This window comes from Nocardioides sp. GY 10113 (assembly GCF_004919105.1).
Taxonomy (GTDB): Bacteria; Actinomycetota; Actinomycetes; order Propionibacteriales; family Nocardioidaceae; genus Nocardioides.
On record NZ_STGK01000010.1, the window covers coordinates 72,561 to 87,841 of the forward strand.

A 15,281-nucleotide genomic window follows, 5' to 3' on the forward strand; every position below is an offset into this window, starting at 1 on the left:
TCAGCGCAGGAAGGCGGCCGCGACGCCGGCGTCGACCGGGATGTGCAGGCCGGTGGTGTGGCTGAGCTCGTCGGTGCACAGGACGAACACCGCGTTGGCGATGTTCTCCGGCAGCACCTCGCGCTTGAGGATGGTGCGCTGGGCGTAGAACTTGCCCAGGTCCTTCTCGTCCACGCCGTACACGGCGGCGCGGTTGGCGCCCCAGCCGGAGGCGAAGATGCCGGACCCGGCGACCACGCCGTCGGGGTTGACGCCGTTGACCTTGATCCCGTGCTCGCCCAGCTCGGCGGCCAGCAGCCGGACCTGGTGGGCCTGGTCGGCCTTGGCGGCCCCGTAGGCGACGTTGTTGGGGCCGGCGAAGATCGAGTTCTTCGACGAGATGTAGACGATGTCGCCGCCCATCTCCTGGGCGATCATGACCTTCGCGGTCGCCTTCGCCACCAGGAACGAGCCCTTGGCCATCACGTCGTGCTGGAGGTCCCAGTCCTTCTCGGTGGTCTCCAGCAGCGATCGGGACAGCGAGAGGCCGGCGTTGTTGACCACCAGGTCGATGCCGCCGAAGGCGAGCACCGCGGCGTCGACGGCGGCGGAGACCGCCGCCTCGTTGCTCACGTCGACCTGGACGCCGACGGCGACGTCGGGGCCGCCGATCTCGGCAGCCGCCTCCTGGGCCTTCTCCAGGGACAGGTCGGCGATCACCACGCAGGCGCCCTCGGCGGCGAGCTTGATCGCGGTCGCCTTGCCGATGCCCGAGGCGGCACCGGTCACCAGCGCGACGCGGGTGGCCAGCGGCTTCGGCTTCGGCATCCGCTGGAGCTTGGCCTCCTCCAGCGCCCAGTACTCGATCCGGAACTTCTCGGCCTCGTCGATCGGTGCGTACGTCGAGAGCCCCTCGGCGCCGCGCATCACGTTGATGGCGTTGACGTAGAACTCGCCGGCCACGCGGGCGGTCTGCTTGTCCTTGCCGAAGCTGAACATGCCGACGCCGGGTACCAGCACGATCAGCGGGTCCTTGCCGCGGATCGCGGGGGAGTCGGCGTCCGCGTTGCGGTCGTAGTAGCCCTGGTAGTCCTCGCGGTAGGCGACCGCGAGCTCCTTGAGGCGGGCGATGGAGTCCTCGACCGAGGCGTCGGCCGGCAGGTCGAGGACCAGCGGCTTCACCTTGGTGCGCAGGAAGTGGTCGGGGCAGGAGGTGCCGAGCGCGGCCAGCCGCGGGTGCTCCGACGCGGCCAGGAAGTCCAGCACCACGTCGGCGTCGGTGAAGTGGCCGACCATCGGGCGGTCCGCCGAGGCGATGCCGCGGATGGTCGGTGCCAGCGCGGCGGCCTTGGCGCGGCGCTCGGCCTCCGGCAGCGCGCCGTACCCGTCGAGGGCGGGGCCGAACGGCTCGGCCTTGGAGTGCTCGGCGATGTACGCCGCGGCGGTGTCGATGATCCAGAGGGAGTTCCGCTCCGACTCCTCGCTGGTCTCGCCCCACGCGGTGATGCCGTGGCCGCCGAGGATGCAGCCGATCGCCTGCGGGTTCTTCTCCTTGATCGCGGAGATGTCGAGGCCCAGCTGGAAGCCGGGACGGCGCCACGGCACCCAGACGACCTTGTCGCCGAAGATCTTCTCCGTCAGCGCCTCGCCGTCGACGGCGGTCGCGATGGCGATGCCGGAGTCCGGGTGCAGGTGGTCCACGTGCGGGGCGTCGACCAGGCCGTGCATGGCCGTGTCGATCGACGGCGCCGCGCCGCCCTTGCCGTGCAGGCAGTAGTCGAACGCGGCGACCATCTCGTCCTCGCGCTCGACGCCCGGGTAGACGTCGACCAGCGCGCGCATCCGGTCGAGGCGGAGCACGGCCAGTCCGGACTCCTTCAGGGTGCCCAGGTCGCCGCCGGAGCCCTTGACCCAGACCAGCTCGACGGGCTGACCGGTGACCGGGTCGGTCTCGGTGCCCTTGGCCGAGGTGTTGCCGCCCGCGTAGTTGGTGTTCTTCGGGTCGGCGCCGAGGCGGTTGGAGCGCGCGATCAGCGCGGCTGCTGCGGGGTTCGTCATGATGCCCTTCTCGAGGTTCTCGACGGGTGGGTGCTGGCGCTCCGCTGGTTGAGGTGCGAGCGAAGCGGGCCTCGAAGCCGAGGCTGCGGTACGGCTGGTGCCGGTGGCCCGGGCTCTGGGGGATTCGCCCGAGCCACCGGGGACGGTGGTCAGTTCCAGGAGAGCTGGGTGCCGCCGACGCGCTCGGCCTCGATCTGCTCCTGGTAGCCGGACTCGGCGTAGGCCCGCATCGGGTCCGCCGGCAGACCGCGCTCCTCGCGCCAGGCGGCGAGGTCGGCGCGGACATCGGTGTAGAAGGCGTCCATGAAGACCTGGTGCGCGCCGAGCACATCGCCGGCCTCCTGGGCCGCGGCGAGCGCGTCGCGGTCGACCAGCAGGGCGCGGGCGGTCATCTCCTGGACGTTGAGCACGGACCGGATCTGGCCGGGGATCTTGTCCTCGACGTTGTGGCACTGGTCGAGCATGAACGCGACGTCGCTGTCGGGGCCGAAGCCGCCGCCCCGGATCACCTCGAAGAGGATCCGGAAGAGCTGGAACGGGTCCGCGGAGCCGACGATCAGGTCGTCGTCGGCGTAGTAGCGGCTGTTGAAGTCGAAGGATCCGAGCTTCCCGAGGCGCAGCAGTTGCATCACGATGAACTCGATGTTGGTGCCGGGCGCGTGGTGACCGGTGTCGAGGCAGACCACGGCGCGGTCTCCGAGGGCGCTCACCTGGGCGTACGACGTGCCCCAGTCGGGGACGTCGGTGTGGTAGAACGCCGGCTCGAAGAACTTGTACTCCAGCACCAGGCGCTGGTCGTCGCCGATCCGGTCGTAGATCGTCGCCAGCGACTCGGCCAGCCGGTCCTGGCGGCCGCGCAGGTCGGCCTGGCCGGCGTAGTTGCTGCCGTCGGCGAGCCAGATCTTCAGGTCGCGGGAGCCGGTCGCGTCCATCACGTCGATGCAGGCGAAGTGGTGGTCGATCGCCTTCTGCCGGATCTTCGGGTCCACGTGCGTCAGGGCGCCGAACTTGTAGTCGTCGTCCTGGAACGTGTTGGAGTTGATGGTGCCCAGCGCGACCCCGTGGTCGGCGGCGTGGGCGCGCAGCTTGCCGTAGTCGTCGACGTGGTCCCACGGGATGTGCAGCGCGACGGACGGCGCGAGGCCGGTGAACCGGTGCACAGTCGCGGCGTCGGCGATCTTCTCCTCGACCGAGCGGGGGGTGCCCGCGGTGCCGAAGACCTTGAAGCGGGTCCCGGAGTTGCCGAACGCCCACGAGGGCAGCTCGATGGCCTGGCCCTCCAGCCGGGCCGCGATGGCGGCGAAGTCAGTCATGACGGTTGCTTTCCTCTGCATGGCGGGAGCTGGCGAGCTGGTCGTCGAGGTTGAAGACCTCGCGGAGCAGCACGAAGTTCTGGTCGGGGGCCCGGCCGTCGATGCCGGTGAAGAACTCGGTCATCTGGGCCTGCCAGCGGGCGTTGACCTCGGTGGCGTCCATGGCGGCCTGCGCCGCGGCTAGGTCGTCGGCCTCGACGTAGCCGATCAGGAGACCGTCGTCCTCCCGCAGGAACAGGGAGTAGTTCCGCCAGCCGGTCTCGTCGAGCGCGGCGAGCATCTCGGGCCACACGGCCTCATGGCGCTCGACGTACTCCGCCATCCGGTCGGGACGGACCTGGAGACTGAAGCAGTAGCGGGGCATAGGTGCTGCTCCTCCCTGTTGCCTGCGGGTGGGACGTGCTGTGGTGGTGCGGGTGACTCGACCCGATCCGGGCCGACCGGCCGACGCGATACGCCGACCGGCCGACGTACGGATCAGAAGTCGAAGTCGTCGATGTTGTCGGCGTTGAAGACGAACGGGTCGCCGAGCAGGACGGAGCCGCCGTCCTCGACGGTGTACTCGCCCAGGTCACCGGCCTCGAAGGTGTCGCCGGCCTCGCCGGTGATGTCACCGTCGATCAGGGCCTGGGTGGCGTAGGCGGCCAGGTAGCCGAGGTCGGCGGGGTTCCACAGCGCGAACGCGGTGACGGTCCCGTCCTTGACGTACTCACGCATCTGGTTCGGGGTACCGAGACCGGTCAGCGCGACCTTGCCCTTGGCCTTCGAGGTGGAGAGGTAGCGGGCGGCCGCCGAGATGCCGACGGTGGTCGGCGAGATGATGCCGGCGAGGTCCGGGTGGGACTGCAGCAGCGCGGCGGTCTTGTCGAAGGAGGTCTGGTCGTCGTCGTTGCCGTAGACCACGTCGACGAGCTCGATGTCCGGGTGGTTGGCCTCGAGCTCGGCCTCCATCAGCTCGATCCAGGCGTTCTGGTTCGTGGCGTTGGCGGCGGCCGACAGGACCGCGACCTCGCCCTTGTCGCCGATCTGCTCGGCGATCAGGTCGACCTGAGCCTTCGCGATGCCCTCGGCGGTGGCCTGGTTGATGAACAGGTCACGGCAGTCGGGGTTGGTGTCGGAGTCGAAGGTCACGACCTTGACGCCGGCGTCGCGGGCCTCGTTGAGCGCGTCGCAGATCGCCTCGGGGTCGTTGGCGGAGACCACCAGGCCGTTGACGCCCTGCTGGGCGGCGGTGTTGATGAACGGCACCTGGCCGGCCGGGTCGTCACCCGAGTCGGGGCCGACCTCCTCGTAGGTGCCACCGAACTCCTCGATCGCCTTCTCGCCACCGGCGTTGCTGGTGTCGAAGTAGGGGTTGCCGAGGTTCTTCGGCAGGAAGGTGATGGCCAGGTCGCCGCCGCCGTCGCTGGCGCTGCCGCCGTCGTCGTCGGAACCACAGGCGGCGAGGCCCACCGTCGCGACCAGCGATGCGGCCGCCATTGCGACGACCCGCCGAGTCTGGAACTTCATCGTTCACTCCCATTCGTTGTAGATGATCCGGACGGCGGGCGCTGGTCGGCCCCGTCCCGTCGCGTGCCGGACGGCCGCGACCTTCTCCTCGACGAGCGGATTCCCGAGGCCCAGTTGAGGAAGCTGGTGGACATCACGGAGAGCACGAGGAGCACTCCGATGACGATGTTGATCATGTTCACCGTCTGCCCCTCCAGGCGCATGGCGCTGGAGATGACGCCGATCAGCAGCACACCGGCGACGACGCCGTGCAGGGCGCCGCGGCCACCGAAGATCGAGACGCCGCCGAGCAGGACGGCGCCGATCACCTGCAGCTCCATGCCGGTGGCGTTGTCGCCGCGGGCGTTGCCGAAGCGCAGCGTGTAGTAGATGCCGGCGAAGGCGGAGACGGCACCGGTGAGGACGAAGAGCAGGAACTTGGTGCGCTCCACGTTGACGCCGGTGAACCGGGCAGCCTCGTCGTTCAGGCCGATCTCGAAGACGCCGCGGCCGAATGAGGTGAAGTGGAGCAGGAGGGCGAACACCACCGCGAGCGCCGCGATCGGGATCAGCACCATCGGGTAGGAGCCGCCCTCGACGATCCGCTCGGTGAACAGGTCGCGCCACTTCTCGGGGAAGTCGGTGATCGCCTTGGTGCCGAGCAGGCCGACCGCGAGGCCCCGGTAGAGCGCCAGCGTGCCGATGGTCACCGCCAGCGACGGCAGCCCGAGGTAGGCGACCAGGTAGCCGTTGAGCGCGCCCGCCAGGGCGCCGACCGCGATCGCCATCACGGCCGCGACCCCCATCGGCAGGCCCATGTCGGCGAAGAAGATGCCGGTCAGGACGCTGCTGAGGCCCACGATGCTGGCCACCGACAGGTCGATCTCGCCGGTGACGATCACCATCGTCATCGGCAGCGCGATCAGCAGGATCGGCGCCATGTCGAGGAACAGGTAGTACAGCGTCAACGGGCCGTCGAAACCCTGGACGTTGGCCGTGGCGTAGGCGAAGACCGCGACCAGGAGGGCGATCACGGCCGCCTCCCGGGTCAGCAGCCAGCGCAGCAGCAGCGGGCGCGCGTACGGCTGGTAGGTGCGGGTCTCCGCACCCGGCTGCGACAGAGTGTCGGTGCTGGTCATCGGGTCCCCCCGGTGCTGGTCGTGGCGAGCGGGTCGATCTCGGTCACCGATGGTTCGAGATCTCGGGCGTCGGCGAGCTTGCGCTCCTGACGGTTGGCCAGCACGCGGTCGAGGACCACCGCCGCCAGGATCAGGGCGCCGACCACGGCGCGCTGCCAGAAGTCCTGGATCCCGATCACGGGAAGGGCGCTGTTGATGGTGACGAGCAGCGCGGCGCCGATGGCCGCGCCCCACACCGTGCCGCTGCCGCCGAAGATCGCCACGCCGCCGATCACCGCGGCGGCGACCGCCTGGAGCTCCATGTTGAGCCCGGCGCCGGAGCTGACCGTGCCGTAGCGGGCGACGTAGAAGGTGCCGGCGAGGCCGGCGAGCGCGCCCGAGAGGACGAACGCAGAGATGACCCGGCGGGTGACGGGCAGGCCGTAGAGGACCGCGGCGTCGGGGTCCGAGCCGATCGCGTAGAGCTCGCGGCCGGCGCGGTGGGCGTGCAGGTGGTAGCCGACGAGACCGAGCACGATCAGGGCGACGATGGTCAGCACCGGGACTGTCAGCACCTGCGCCGTGCCGAGGTCCTGGAAGCCGCGCGGGATGTCGCTGGCGTTGATCCGGTCGCTGCCGGCCCAGGTCAGGAAGATGCCGCGGTAGATGTAGAGCGTGCCGAGGGTGATCACCAGGGCGGGCACCTTGCCGAAGGCGACGAGCACACCGTTGACGGCGCCCAGTGCCGCACCGGCGAGCACGGCCAGCAGCACCACGAGCGGCGCCGGGAGGCTGGTGTCGATGAAGAGGCGGCCGGTCAGGTAGGCGGTCAGGCCCATCGTCGAGCCCACGGAGAGGTCGACGCTGCGGGTGATGATCACGGCCGTCTGCCCGACCGCGAGCAGGATCAGGATGCTGGGGTTGACCAGCAGCGAGCGCCAGCCGTCGGAGTCGAGCAGGAAGCTCGGGCTCTTCGCGGTCGCGGCCGCGATCACCAGCAGCAGCACGACCGCGACCGCGACCTCGCGCGACCGCAGGGCCGCGGCGAGCGCGCGCTGCACGGGGTTGGTACCGGACTGGGTCCCCGGCTGGGCCGGCGTCAGCGTGGTCATGCGGTCACTTCCCGGTCGGAGGTGGTGGTCAGCTCGGTGCCGCGGACGTCCGCGTGGCCGGTGGCGGCCCGCATGACCGACTCCGGCGTGGCGTCCGCGCGGTCCAGCTCGGCGGAGATGCGGCCCTCGTGGACCACCAGCACGCGGTCGGCCATGCCGAGGACCTCGGGCAGCTCCGAGGAGATCATCACGATCGCCAGACCCTGGCCGGCCAGGTCGGAGAGCAGGCGGTGGACCTCGGACTTGGTGCCGACGTCGATGCCGCGCGTCGGCTCGTCGATGAAGAGGATCGACGGCTCGGTCGAGAGCCACTTGGCCAGCACGACCTTCTGCTGGTTGCCGCCCGACATCGTCGCCGCGTGCATGTCCAGCGCGTTGGTCTTGACCTCGAGGCGCGCGGCCCACGGCGCGGCAGCGCGGTTCTCCGCACCGGTGGTCAGCAGCCCCGCGGTGGCGAGCTTGCCGCGGATCACGGAAGCGATGTTGCGAGCGACCGAGCCGTCGATGACCAGGCCCTGCTGCCGGCGGTCCTCCGGGACGAAGGCGATGCCCGCCTTGATCGCCGCCTTCGGGTTGTGCTTCGGCAGCGGCTGCCCGGCGACGCGCACCGAGCCCGCGTCGTACGCGTCGACGCCGTAGATGGCCCTGGCGATCTCGCTGCGCCCCGCGCCGACCAGGCCGGCGAGCGCCACGATCTCGCCGGCACGCACGGAGAAGCTGACGTCGTGGAAGGTCCCGCGGCGGTTGAGCCCCTCGACCTCCAGGACCACGTCACCGAGCTCGGCGGGAACCTTCGGGAAGAGGTCGGCCACCTCGCGGCCGACCATCCGGGCGACGATCTCGTCCACGGTGGTGTCGGCGATCGCCTCGGTGGAGACGTACTCGCCGTCGCGCATCACGGTGACGGTGTCGCAGAGGTCGAAGACCTCCTCGAACCGGTGGGAGATGAAGACCAGCGCCCGGCCCTCGTCGCGCAGGCTGCGTGCCACCGCGAAGAGGCGGTCGACCTCGACGCCGCTGAGCGCCGCGGTCGGCTCGTCCATCACCAGCAGTGCAGCATCGAGCGAGATCGCCTTCGCGATCTCGATGATCTGCTGGTCGGCGATGGACAGGCCGCGCGCGGGGCGGCGCGGGTCGATGACGACGCCGAGCCGGTTGAACAGGGCCTCGGACTCGGCGTACATGGTGGCCCGATCGATGGCCCGGCCACGTCCCAGCGGCTGGCGGCCCATGAAGATGTTCTCGGCGACCGAGAGGTCGGGGAAGAGCGTGGGCTCCTGGTAGATCACGGCGACGCCGGCACCCTTGGACTCGGCGGTCGAGCCGAAGTCCACGGGCTGGCCGAGCAGCTCGAAGACGCCCGCGTCGCGGCGGTGGACCCCCGCGACGATCTTGACCAGCGTCGACTTGCCGGCGCCGTTCTCCCCCACCAGTGCGTGGATCGAGCCGGCGGAGACCTCGAGGGTGCCCGACTTCAGCGCGGCGACCGCTCCGAACGACTTGGCGACGTCCCTCAACACCAGGGTCGGCGACGGTGCGCCCTTTGCCGGGAGGTCAGACATGCCTCTCCTCGTCCCTTGTCATTTCTTGATTGAAAGGTTTCAATCACCGATGGGGCTTGACGCTAGGTGACGCCACTCACATGAGTCAACCCCGAGTCGAAACTTTGTTGAAACGAATCAATACCAAGGAGTTCACCGCCCACCTACCCGTACCCTGTGCCGCTGGGAGGGCCCGGTGGCGGCCCCCACATCCAGGAGGTCTCGTGGCATCCGCTTCACGGAGCGTGTCCGTCAAGGACGTCGCGGCGGCGGCCGGCGTCTCCGTCGGCACCGTCTCCAACGTGCTCAACCGACCCGAGAAGGTGTCGCCCGCGACGTTGGAGCACGTCACCGCCGTGATCGACCGCCTCGGGTTCATCCGCAACGACGCGGCGCGCCAGCTGCGCGCCGGCAGCAACCGCGCCGTCGGCATGGTGGTGCTCGACGTGGCCAACCCGTTCTTCACCGACGTCGCCCGCGGCGTCGAGGAGAGCCTCGCCGAGGTCGGTCGCCCCCTGATCCTCGGCAACTCCGGCCAGGACCCCGACCGCGAGCGGACCTACCTCGACCTCTTCGAGGAGCAACGGGTCAGCGGGCTGCTCGTCTCCCCCGTCGGATCGGTGCTGCCTCGGCTGCGCCGTCTCCGGGACCGCGGCACGGCGGTCGTCGTGGTGGACCGGCGCGTGGAGGGCCAGGAGTTCTCCTTCGTCGCCGTGGACGACCTGCTCGGCGGCCGGATCGCGGCGCAGCACCTGCTCGACCGCGGCCACCGGCGACTCGCCTTCCTCGGCGGCCCCGCCGAGCTGACCCAGATCCAGCTCCGGCACCGCGGCGCGGAGGCCGCGGTCGCCGCGGTCGACGGCGCCACGCTGCGCTTCCTCGAGACCGGGTCCATGGACGCCGGCGCCGGCCGCCGCGGCGCCGAGGAGCTGCTCGCACTGCCGCCGGACGATCGGCCCGACGCGATCTTCGCCGCGAACGACCTGGTCGCCCTCGGCGTTCTGCAGGCGTTGACGCTGGCCGGCATCCGGGTGCCCGAGGACGTCGCGATCATCGGGTACGACGACATCGACTTCGCCGCGTCGGCGGCGATCCCACTCAGCTCGGTGCGCCAGCCCCGCGAGGAGCTCGGCGCGGTCGCCGCCGAGCTGCTGCTGGCACGGATCGCCGACCCCGACGGTCCGGTCAGGGAGGTCACGCTGGAGCCGACCCTGGTGGTCCGGCGGTCGACCGGGGGCTGAGGCCGCCGAGGCGGGCCGGGTCGTGTGCCCCACGCATCGGGATACCGCGGCCTCAGGCACACAACCCCCACCCGAGACCCGGTCGTGTGCCCCACACATCGGAATACCGGGGCCTGAGGCACACAACCCCACCCGAGCGGTGCCCAGCCGCCCAGAGCGGCGACCGGCGCCTCAGAGCTGGGCGCCGAGCGCCGATCCGATGCCGTAGGTGATCAGCATCGCGAACAGCCCGCCGCCCATGTTGCGCAGCACCGCGCGGCCGGCCGGCCCGTAGCCGAGCCGGGCGCTGGTCCATCCGGTCAGCGCGAGCGCGGCGGTGACCGCGACCACGGTGACCGGCACGCGCAGGTCGGCCACGACCAGGACGATGGTCAGCAGCGGCAGCAGCGCACCCACGGTGAACGCGAGCATCGAGGCCCAGGCGGCGTGCCAGGGGCTGGTCAGTTCGTCCGGGTCGATGCCGAGCTCGACCTCCGCGTGGGCGCCGAGCGCGTCCTGGGCGGTCAGCTGGCGGGCGACCTCCATCGCCAGCTCGTCGTCGAGGCCGCGCTGCACGTAGAAGCCCGCCAGCTCGGCGAGCTCGTCCTCGGGCTCCTCCTCGAGCTCGCGGCGCTCCTTGGCCAGGAGCGCCTCCTCGGAGTCGCGCTGGGTGCTGACCGAGACGTACTCCCCGGCGGCCATGCTCAGCGCGCCCGCGACCAGCCCGGCGACGCCCGCGACCAGGATGGCGGTGCGGTCGGTGGTGGCGCCGGCGACGCCGAGGACGATGCCGGCGGTGCTCACGATGCCGTCGTTGGCGCCGAGCACACCCGCTCGCAGCCAGTTCAGCCGAGCGCCGACGCCCCCTTCGTGGGGCTCGTCGCGATGCTGCCTCGGCTCCATCTCGTCAACGCGCACGCCTCATCATCGCCGCAGGTCGCGAGCGGCGCCAGCACGGCGCGCCCACCCGTCGACGGCGGCCGTCGCGGCCTAGAGTCGGGCCGACCGCCGGTGCGCCCGCACCGGCTCTTCCCCGCACCTCGAGGAGCAAGTTCATGCAGATCACCGGCAGGATCGCGATCGCGGTCGGCGCGCTCGCGCTCGTTCTGACCGGATGCGGCGACGACGACCCGCCGGCCAACGCCAGCTCGTCGACCACGCAGACGGCGTCGGACGCCGCCGCGACGCCCACCGACGCCGCCCCGACCAGCGACGCTCCCACCTCCGACGCCGGCGACGAGGCGACGGGCGACCCGGCGGACGGCGCCGTCGGCTCGCTGCCGTTCCGCCTCGTCACCGCCGACGGCTCGATCGAGGTCGACGGCACCGCCGAGGCGTGCGACAACCCCGACGAGGCCAACCTCGCCACCTCCTTCACCGACGGCACCACCACGGTGACCGTCAACGGGGTGGACGGCGCGGGGTCGATCACGATCTCCGGCGGCACCCAGTTCGAGGGGCGGATCGACAGCCTGATGGTCGGCGACGCCGGCAACGTGGCGATCACCGGCCACGGCGCGCTGGCCGACGACGCCGCCACCCCGACGGGGTTCACCATCGAGGGCAGCTGCGCCGGCTGACCCCCGCCGACAGACGCGAAGGCGCCCGGCCCACCGCGAGGTGGACCGGGCGCCTTCGTCGTACGTCAGCCCGTGAGGGGCGTGGGCTCAGAGGCCCAGGTCCCTGCCGATGAGCTCCTTCATGATCTCGTTGGAGCCGGCCCAGATCTTGGTGACCCGGGCGTCGCGCCAGGCGCGGGCCACGCGGTACTCGTTCATGAAGCCGTAGCCGCCGTGGATCTGCACGCAGTGGTCGAGGACCTCGCCCTGGACCTGGCTGGAGTACCACTTCGCCTTGGCGGCGTCGATCGCGGTGAGCTCCTTCTTCGAGTGCGCGAGGACGCACTTGTCGATGTAGGCCTCGGCCACCTCGATCCGGGTGACCAGGTCGGCCAGCAGGAACTTGTTGTGCTGGAACTTGCCGATCGACTGGCCGAACGCCTGGCGCTCCTTGGCGTAGTCGATGGTCTCCTCGAGGATCTGCTTGGCGTGCGCGACGTTGGCGATCGCGCAGCCCAGGCGCTCCTGCGGGAGCTTCTGCATCATGTGGATGAAGCCCATGTTGAGCTCACCGATGATCTCGGCATCGGTGACCCGCACGTTCTCGAAGAACAGCTCAGCGGTGTCGGACTCCTCCATGCCGACCTTGTCGAGCTTGCGGCCGCGGCTGAAGCCCTCCTTGGTCGCCTCGATGCCGAAGAGCGTGATGCCCTTGGGGCCCTTCTCCGGGTCCGTGCGCACGGCGGTGACGAAGAGGTCGCCGGAGTAGCCGTTGGTGATGAAGGTCTTGGAGCCGTTGATGACCCACTCGTCGCCGTCGCGGACGGCGGTGGTCTTCAGGGCGGCGAGGTCCGAGCCGCCGGACGGCTCGGTCATCCCGATGCCGAGCAGGATCTCACCGGAGGCGACGCCCGGGAGCCAGCGCTGCTTCTGCTCCTCGGTGCCGAGCTCGACGATGTAGGGCGCGGTGATGTCGGCGTGGATGCCGTGGCAGGTCGGGTAGGCGGCGCCGACCTTGGCCAGCTCCTCCTGCAGGACGGCGTTGAAGCGGAAGTCGCCGGCCTCCGAGCCACCGAACTCCTCGGGGACCTCGAGGCCCAGCAGACCCTGCTTGCCTGCCTCCAGCCAGAACTCACGGGGCAGCGCCTTCGCGGCGATGTGCTCCTCGGTGTGCGGGCGGACCGAGCGGTCGACGAACTCGCGGACGGACTCGCGGAACGCCTCGTGGTCCTCGTTGTAGATCTCACGCTTCATGGCGTGAATACTACTTGCCGGTAGTGTGCCTGACGACTCCGCGGACGATCGCCTCATCCGACCGACAGGGCCGACGCGCCGACGGCAGCGGCGATCACGCCCAGCACCGCGAGCACGGCCAGGAGCCACCATCGCAGCGAGCTGCGCCCCTCCCGTACCGCCGCCGCTCGCACGAGCACCGGGTCCGCCCCGGACCCCGCCGGCGGCAGGCGCAGGGCGGCCTGCACGTCGTCCCGCATCGCCGCGGCCGACGGGTAGCGGTCGCCCGGCTCCTTGGCCATCGCCGTGCGCAGCACTCGGTTCACGACCTCCTCGCGGGGGCCCTCGGCCCGCAGCTGCGGCACCCGCGCACGCCGGTGCGAGGAGATCAGCTCGTACTCGCTGGCCGCCCCGCCGTACGGCGGCTCGCCGGTCAGCGCCATCCACAGCAGGCAGCCCAGCGAGTAGATGTCGGTGGCCGCCGACGCCGGCGCACCGCGGTGGAGCTCGGGGGCCATGTAGGTCGGCGTGCCGCCCGCGGCGGCGCTGAACCTGCTGGCGGCCGGCTCGAGCCGGCGCGCGATCCCGACGTCGCACAGGTAGGCGCGCACCTGGCCGCCCCGCACCCCGACCAGCACGTTGCCGGGCTTGAGGTCGCGGTGGACGAGGCCGGCCCCGTGGATGTCGGCCAGTCCGTCGGCGACCTGCTCCACGATCTCCAGCGCGGTCCTCTGCGGCAGCACCCCCGACGCACGGACCCGGGCGCCGAGGTCGCCGGTGGCGACCAGCTGGCTGGCGATGTAGAGGTGGCCGTCCTCCTCGCCGTGGGCGTGGACGGCCACCACGTGGGTCGACTCCAGCGACTCCTGGGCCTGCGCCTCACGCGCGAACCGGGCCCGGAACTCCGGGTCGCGGGCGTAGAGCGGGTCGATCACCTTGAGCGCGACCTCGCGCCCGACCCTGTCCTCCACCGCCCGGAAGACGACCCCGGTGCCCCCTCGACCGAGCTCCTCGACCACCCGGAACCGACCGACCCGGCTGCCCGGCACCGGGTAGCCGGGCGCCGGCGATCCGGGCGCGGGGGGAAGACTCACGACCCCGTTGTACCCGACGACGGCGCTCCGGGGCGGCCCTTCGGCCCGGATCGGTTACGGCGTGGTTACCCGGCCGGATCGGTCCGCGTCGGCATCACGACCCAGGCGAGCACCAGCAGCGCGGCGGTCGCCGCCACGGCGACGAAGACCGCGTGCAGCGCGGGATCGAGGACGCCGGCCGGCAGCGACTCGAGGTCGACCGCCCCGGGACCGGTCCGCGCGGTGACCATCCCGTTGGCGATCGCACCGAAGACCGCCACCCCGACGGCACTGCCCACCGAGCGGGAGAACATGTTCGCTCCGGTGACCACGCCGCGGCGGTCCCAGTCGACGGCCGACTGGGCCGCGACGATGCTCGGGCTGGCGACGTAGCCCAGACCCAGGCCGAGGACCAGGCTGCCGGCCGCGAGCACCAGCACCGAGGAGCCCGGGCCGACCGACGCCAGGATCACCGCACCGAGCACGGCGAAGCAGGAGCCCAGCAGCAGCAGCGGCCGGAACCCGCGGCGCACGTAGAACCGGCCGGCGGTGCTCGCCGCGATCGGCCAGCCGATCGCCAGCGCCGCGACCGCGAGGCCGGCGGTGACCGCGTCCGCACCGAGCACGGTCTGGGCGTAGACCGGCACGTAGGAGGTGACGCCGAGCGTCAGCGCACCGACCACGAACGCGCCGAGCGTGGCCGCGTTGAGCACCCGGTCGCGGAACAACCAGCCCGGCAGCACCGGGTCGATGGCCCGGCGCTCCACACCGACCAGCGCCAGCGCCAGCACGGCGGCGCCGGCGAAGATGCCGACGCTGGTCCCCGACGACCACGACCATCGGATGCCGCCCTCGAGCAGACCGAGCAGCAGCAGGCCAGCGGCGATCGCCACCACGAACGCGCCGAGGACGTCCAGTCGCAGCCGCTCCCCCGCCGTACGACGCCGCGCGGTCGCCGCCTCGGACTCGGTGAACCGCCGCTGCAGCATCCACGCCGCGGCCGCGCCGAGGGGCAGGTTGATCCAGAAGATCCAGCGCCAGGACAGGTGCTCGGAGAACAGGCCGCCCAGCGTCGGCCCGACGACCGCGGACATGGCCCAGACGCTGGCCACGTAGGCCTGCGCGACCGCGCGCTCGGCGACGGAGTAGATGTCCCCCATGATCGTCATGCCCGTCGGCTGGATGGCGCCCGCCCCCAGGCCCTGCACGGCGCGGGCGGCGATCAGCGCGGTCATGCTCCAGGCCACCGCGCACAGCAGGGAGCCGAGCACGAAGAGGCCGATCCCGACCAGCATCAGCGGCTTGCGACCGACCACGTCGGCCAGCTTGCCGTAGATCGGCACGGTGACCGCCTGGGCCAGCAGGAACGCCGAGAACATCCAGGGGAACTGGGTGAAGCCGCCGAGGTCGGCGACGATCGAGGGCACCGCGGTGGCCAGGATCGTGGTGTCGATCGCGACCAGCGCGATGCTGATCATCACCGACCCGAGGATCGGCCCGCGCTCGCTGCGCAGCCCCACCGTGGCCCTGCTGACCGGGGTGGCGGGCGCAGCGGCGGTCGGTGGGGTGCTCACGTCCGGCGACAAC

Annotated in this window: 13 protein-coding genes; 2 read left to right on the top strand and 11 right to left on the bottom strand. The window is 71.3% G+C overall.

The genetic code is table 11. The features are described 5' to 3' along the window. The 7 genes from E8D34_RS13160 to E8D34_RS13190 all read right to left on the bottom strand — a co-directional run bounded on the left by E8D34_RS13160 (position 1) and on the right by E8D34_RS13190 (position 8,630). Positions 1 to 2,037, bottom strand: coding sequence for a bifunctional aldolase/short-chain dehydrogenase (locus E8D34_RS13160; protein ID WP_136595103.1), 2,037 nt, complete (start codon positions 2,035 to 2,037; stop codon positions 1 to 3). A 149-nt stretch (positions 2,038 to 2,186) separates the two neighbouring features. Further along, positions 2,187 to 3,350 carry an L-rhamnose isomerase gene (rhaI, locus tag E8D34_RS13165; protein WP_136595104.1) on the bottom strand — a complete coding sequence of 388 codons (1,164 nt, stop codon included), beginning with the start codon at positions 3,348 to 3,350 and terminating at the stop codon, positions 2,187 to 2,189. Beyond that, complete coding sequence (locus E8D34_RS13170; RefSeq protein ID WP_136595105.1) at positions 3,343 to 3,714, bottom strand: L-rhamnose mutarotase; 372 nt, start codon at positions 3,712 to 3,714, stop codon at positions 3,343 to 3,345. The genes rhaI and E8D34_RS13170 overlap by 8 nt, the downstream gene beginning before the upstream one ends. Before the next feature lie 113 nt (positions 3,715 to 3,827). Beyond that, the gene (gene rhaS, locus E8D34_RS13175) at positions 3,828 to 4,859 is read right to left on the bottom strand and encodes a rhamnose ABC transporter substrate-binding protein (RefSeq protein WP_136595106.1); all 1,032 of its coding nucleotides are present in this window, start codon (positions 4,857 to 4,859) and stop codon (positions 3,828 to 3,830) included. Further along, a complete protein-coding gene (locus tag E8D34_RS13180; RefSeq protein WP_136595107.1) occupies positions 4,856 to 5,977 on the bottom strand; it encodes an ABC transporter permease in 1,122 nt (373 codons plus the stop codon). The genes rhaS and E8D34_RS13180 overlap by 4 nt, the downstream gene beginning before the upstream one ends. Then, positions 5,974 to 7,068 (bottom strand): ABC transporter permease, encoded by a 1,095-nt coding sequence (locus E8D34_RS13185; RefSeq protein ID WP_136595108.1) that lies wholly within the window; start codon positions 7,066 to 7,068, stop codon positions 5,974 to 5,976. Before E8D34_RS13185 ends, E8D34_RS13180 begins: the two co-directional genes overlap by 4 nt. Further along, positions 7,065 to 8,630, bottom strand: coding sequence for a sugar ABC transporter ATP-binding protein (locus tag E8D34_RS13190; protein WP_136595109.1), 1,566 nt, complete (start codon positions 8,628 to 8,630; stop codon positions 7,065 to 7,067). Before E8D34_RS13190 ends, E8D34_RS13185 begins: the two co-directional genes overlap by 4 nt. Before the next feature lie 224 nt (positions 8,631 to 8,854). On the opposite strand from E8D34_RS13190, the gene E8D34_RS13195 reads away from it, so the two are divergent. Then, a complete protein-coding gene (locus E8D34_RS13195; protein WP_240771337.1) occupies positions 8,855 to 9,850 on the top strand; it encodes a LacI family DNA-binding transcriptional regulator in 996 nt (331 codons plus the stop codon). Between the two features lie 171 nt (positions 9,851 to 10,021). On the opposite strand, the gene E8D34_RS13200 is transcribed toward E8D34_RS13195, so the two are convergent. Further along, the gene (locus E8D34_RS13200) at positions 10,022 to 10,747 is read right to left on the bottom strand and encodes a VIT family protein (protein ID WP_346763610.1); all 726 of its coding nucleotides are present in this window, start codon (positions 10,745 to 10,747) and stop codon (positions 10,022 to 10,024) included. Positions 10,748 to 10,884: 137 nt separating this feature from the next. On the opposite strand from E8D34_RS13200, the gene E8D34_RS13205 reads away from it, so the two are divergent. Then, complete coding sequence (locus E8D34_RS13205) at positions 10,885 to 11,409, top strand: hypothetical protein (protein ID WP_136595111.1); 525 nt, start codon at positions 10,885 to 10,887, stop codon at positions 11,407 to 11,409. Between the two features lie 87 nt (positions 11,410 to 11,496). Here E8D34_RS13205 and E8D34_RS13210 read toward each other — a convergent pair whose 3' ends face one another. The 3 genes from E8D34_RS13210 to E8D34_RS13220 all read right to left on the bottom strand — a co-directional run bounded on the left by E8D34_RS13210 (position 11,497) and on the right by E8D34_RS13220 (position 15,268). Beyond that, positions 11,497 to 12,642 carry an acyl-CoA dehydrogenase family protein gene (locus E8D34_RS13210; RefSeq protein WP_136595112.1) on the bottom strand — a complete coding sequence of 382 codons (1,146 nt, stop codon included), beginning with the start codon at positions 12,640 to 12,642 and terminating at the stop codon, positions 11,497 to 11,499. 53 nt (positions 12,643 to 12,695) lie between these two features. Beyond that, positions 12,696 to 13,715 carry a serine/threonine-protein kinase gene (locus E8D34_RS13215; protein ID WP_168929433.1) on the bottom strand — a complete coding sequence of 340 codons (1,020 nt, stop codon included), beginning with the start codon at positions 13,713 to 13,715 and terminating at the stop codon, positions 12,696 to 12,698. Positions 13,716 to 13,780: 65 nt separating this feature from the next. After that, entirely contained in the window at positions 13,781 to 15,268 is a 1,488-nt protein-coding gene (locus tag E8D34_RS13220) for an MDR family MFS transporter (protein ID WP_240771338.1), read from the bottom strand. Positions 15,269 to 15,281: the final 13 nt, after the last annotated feature.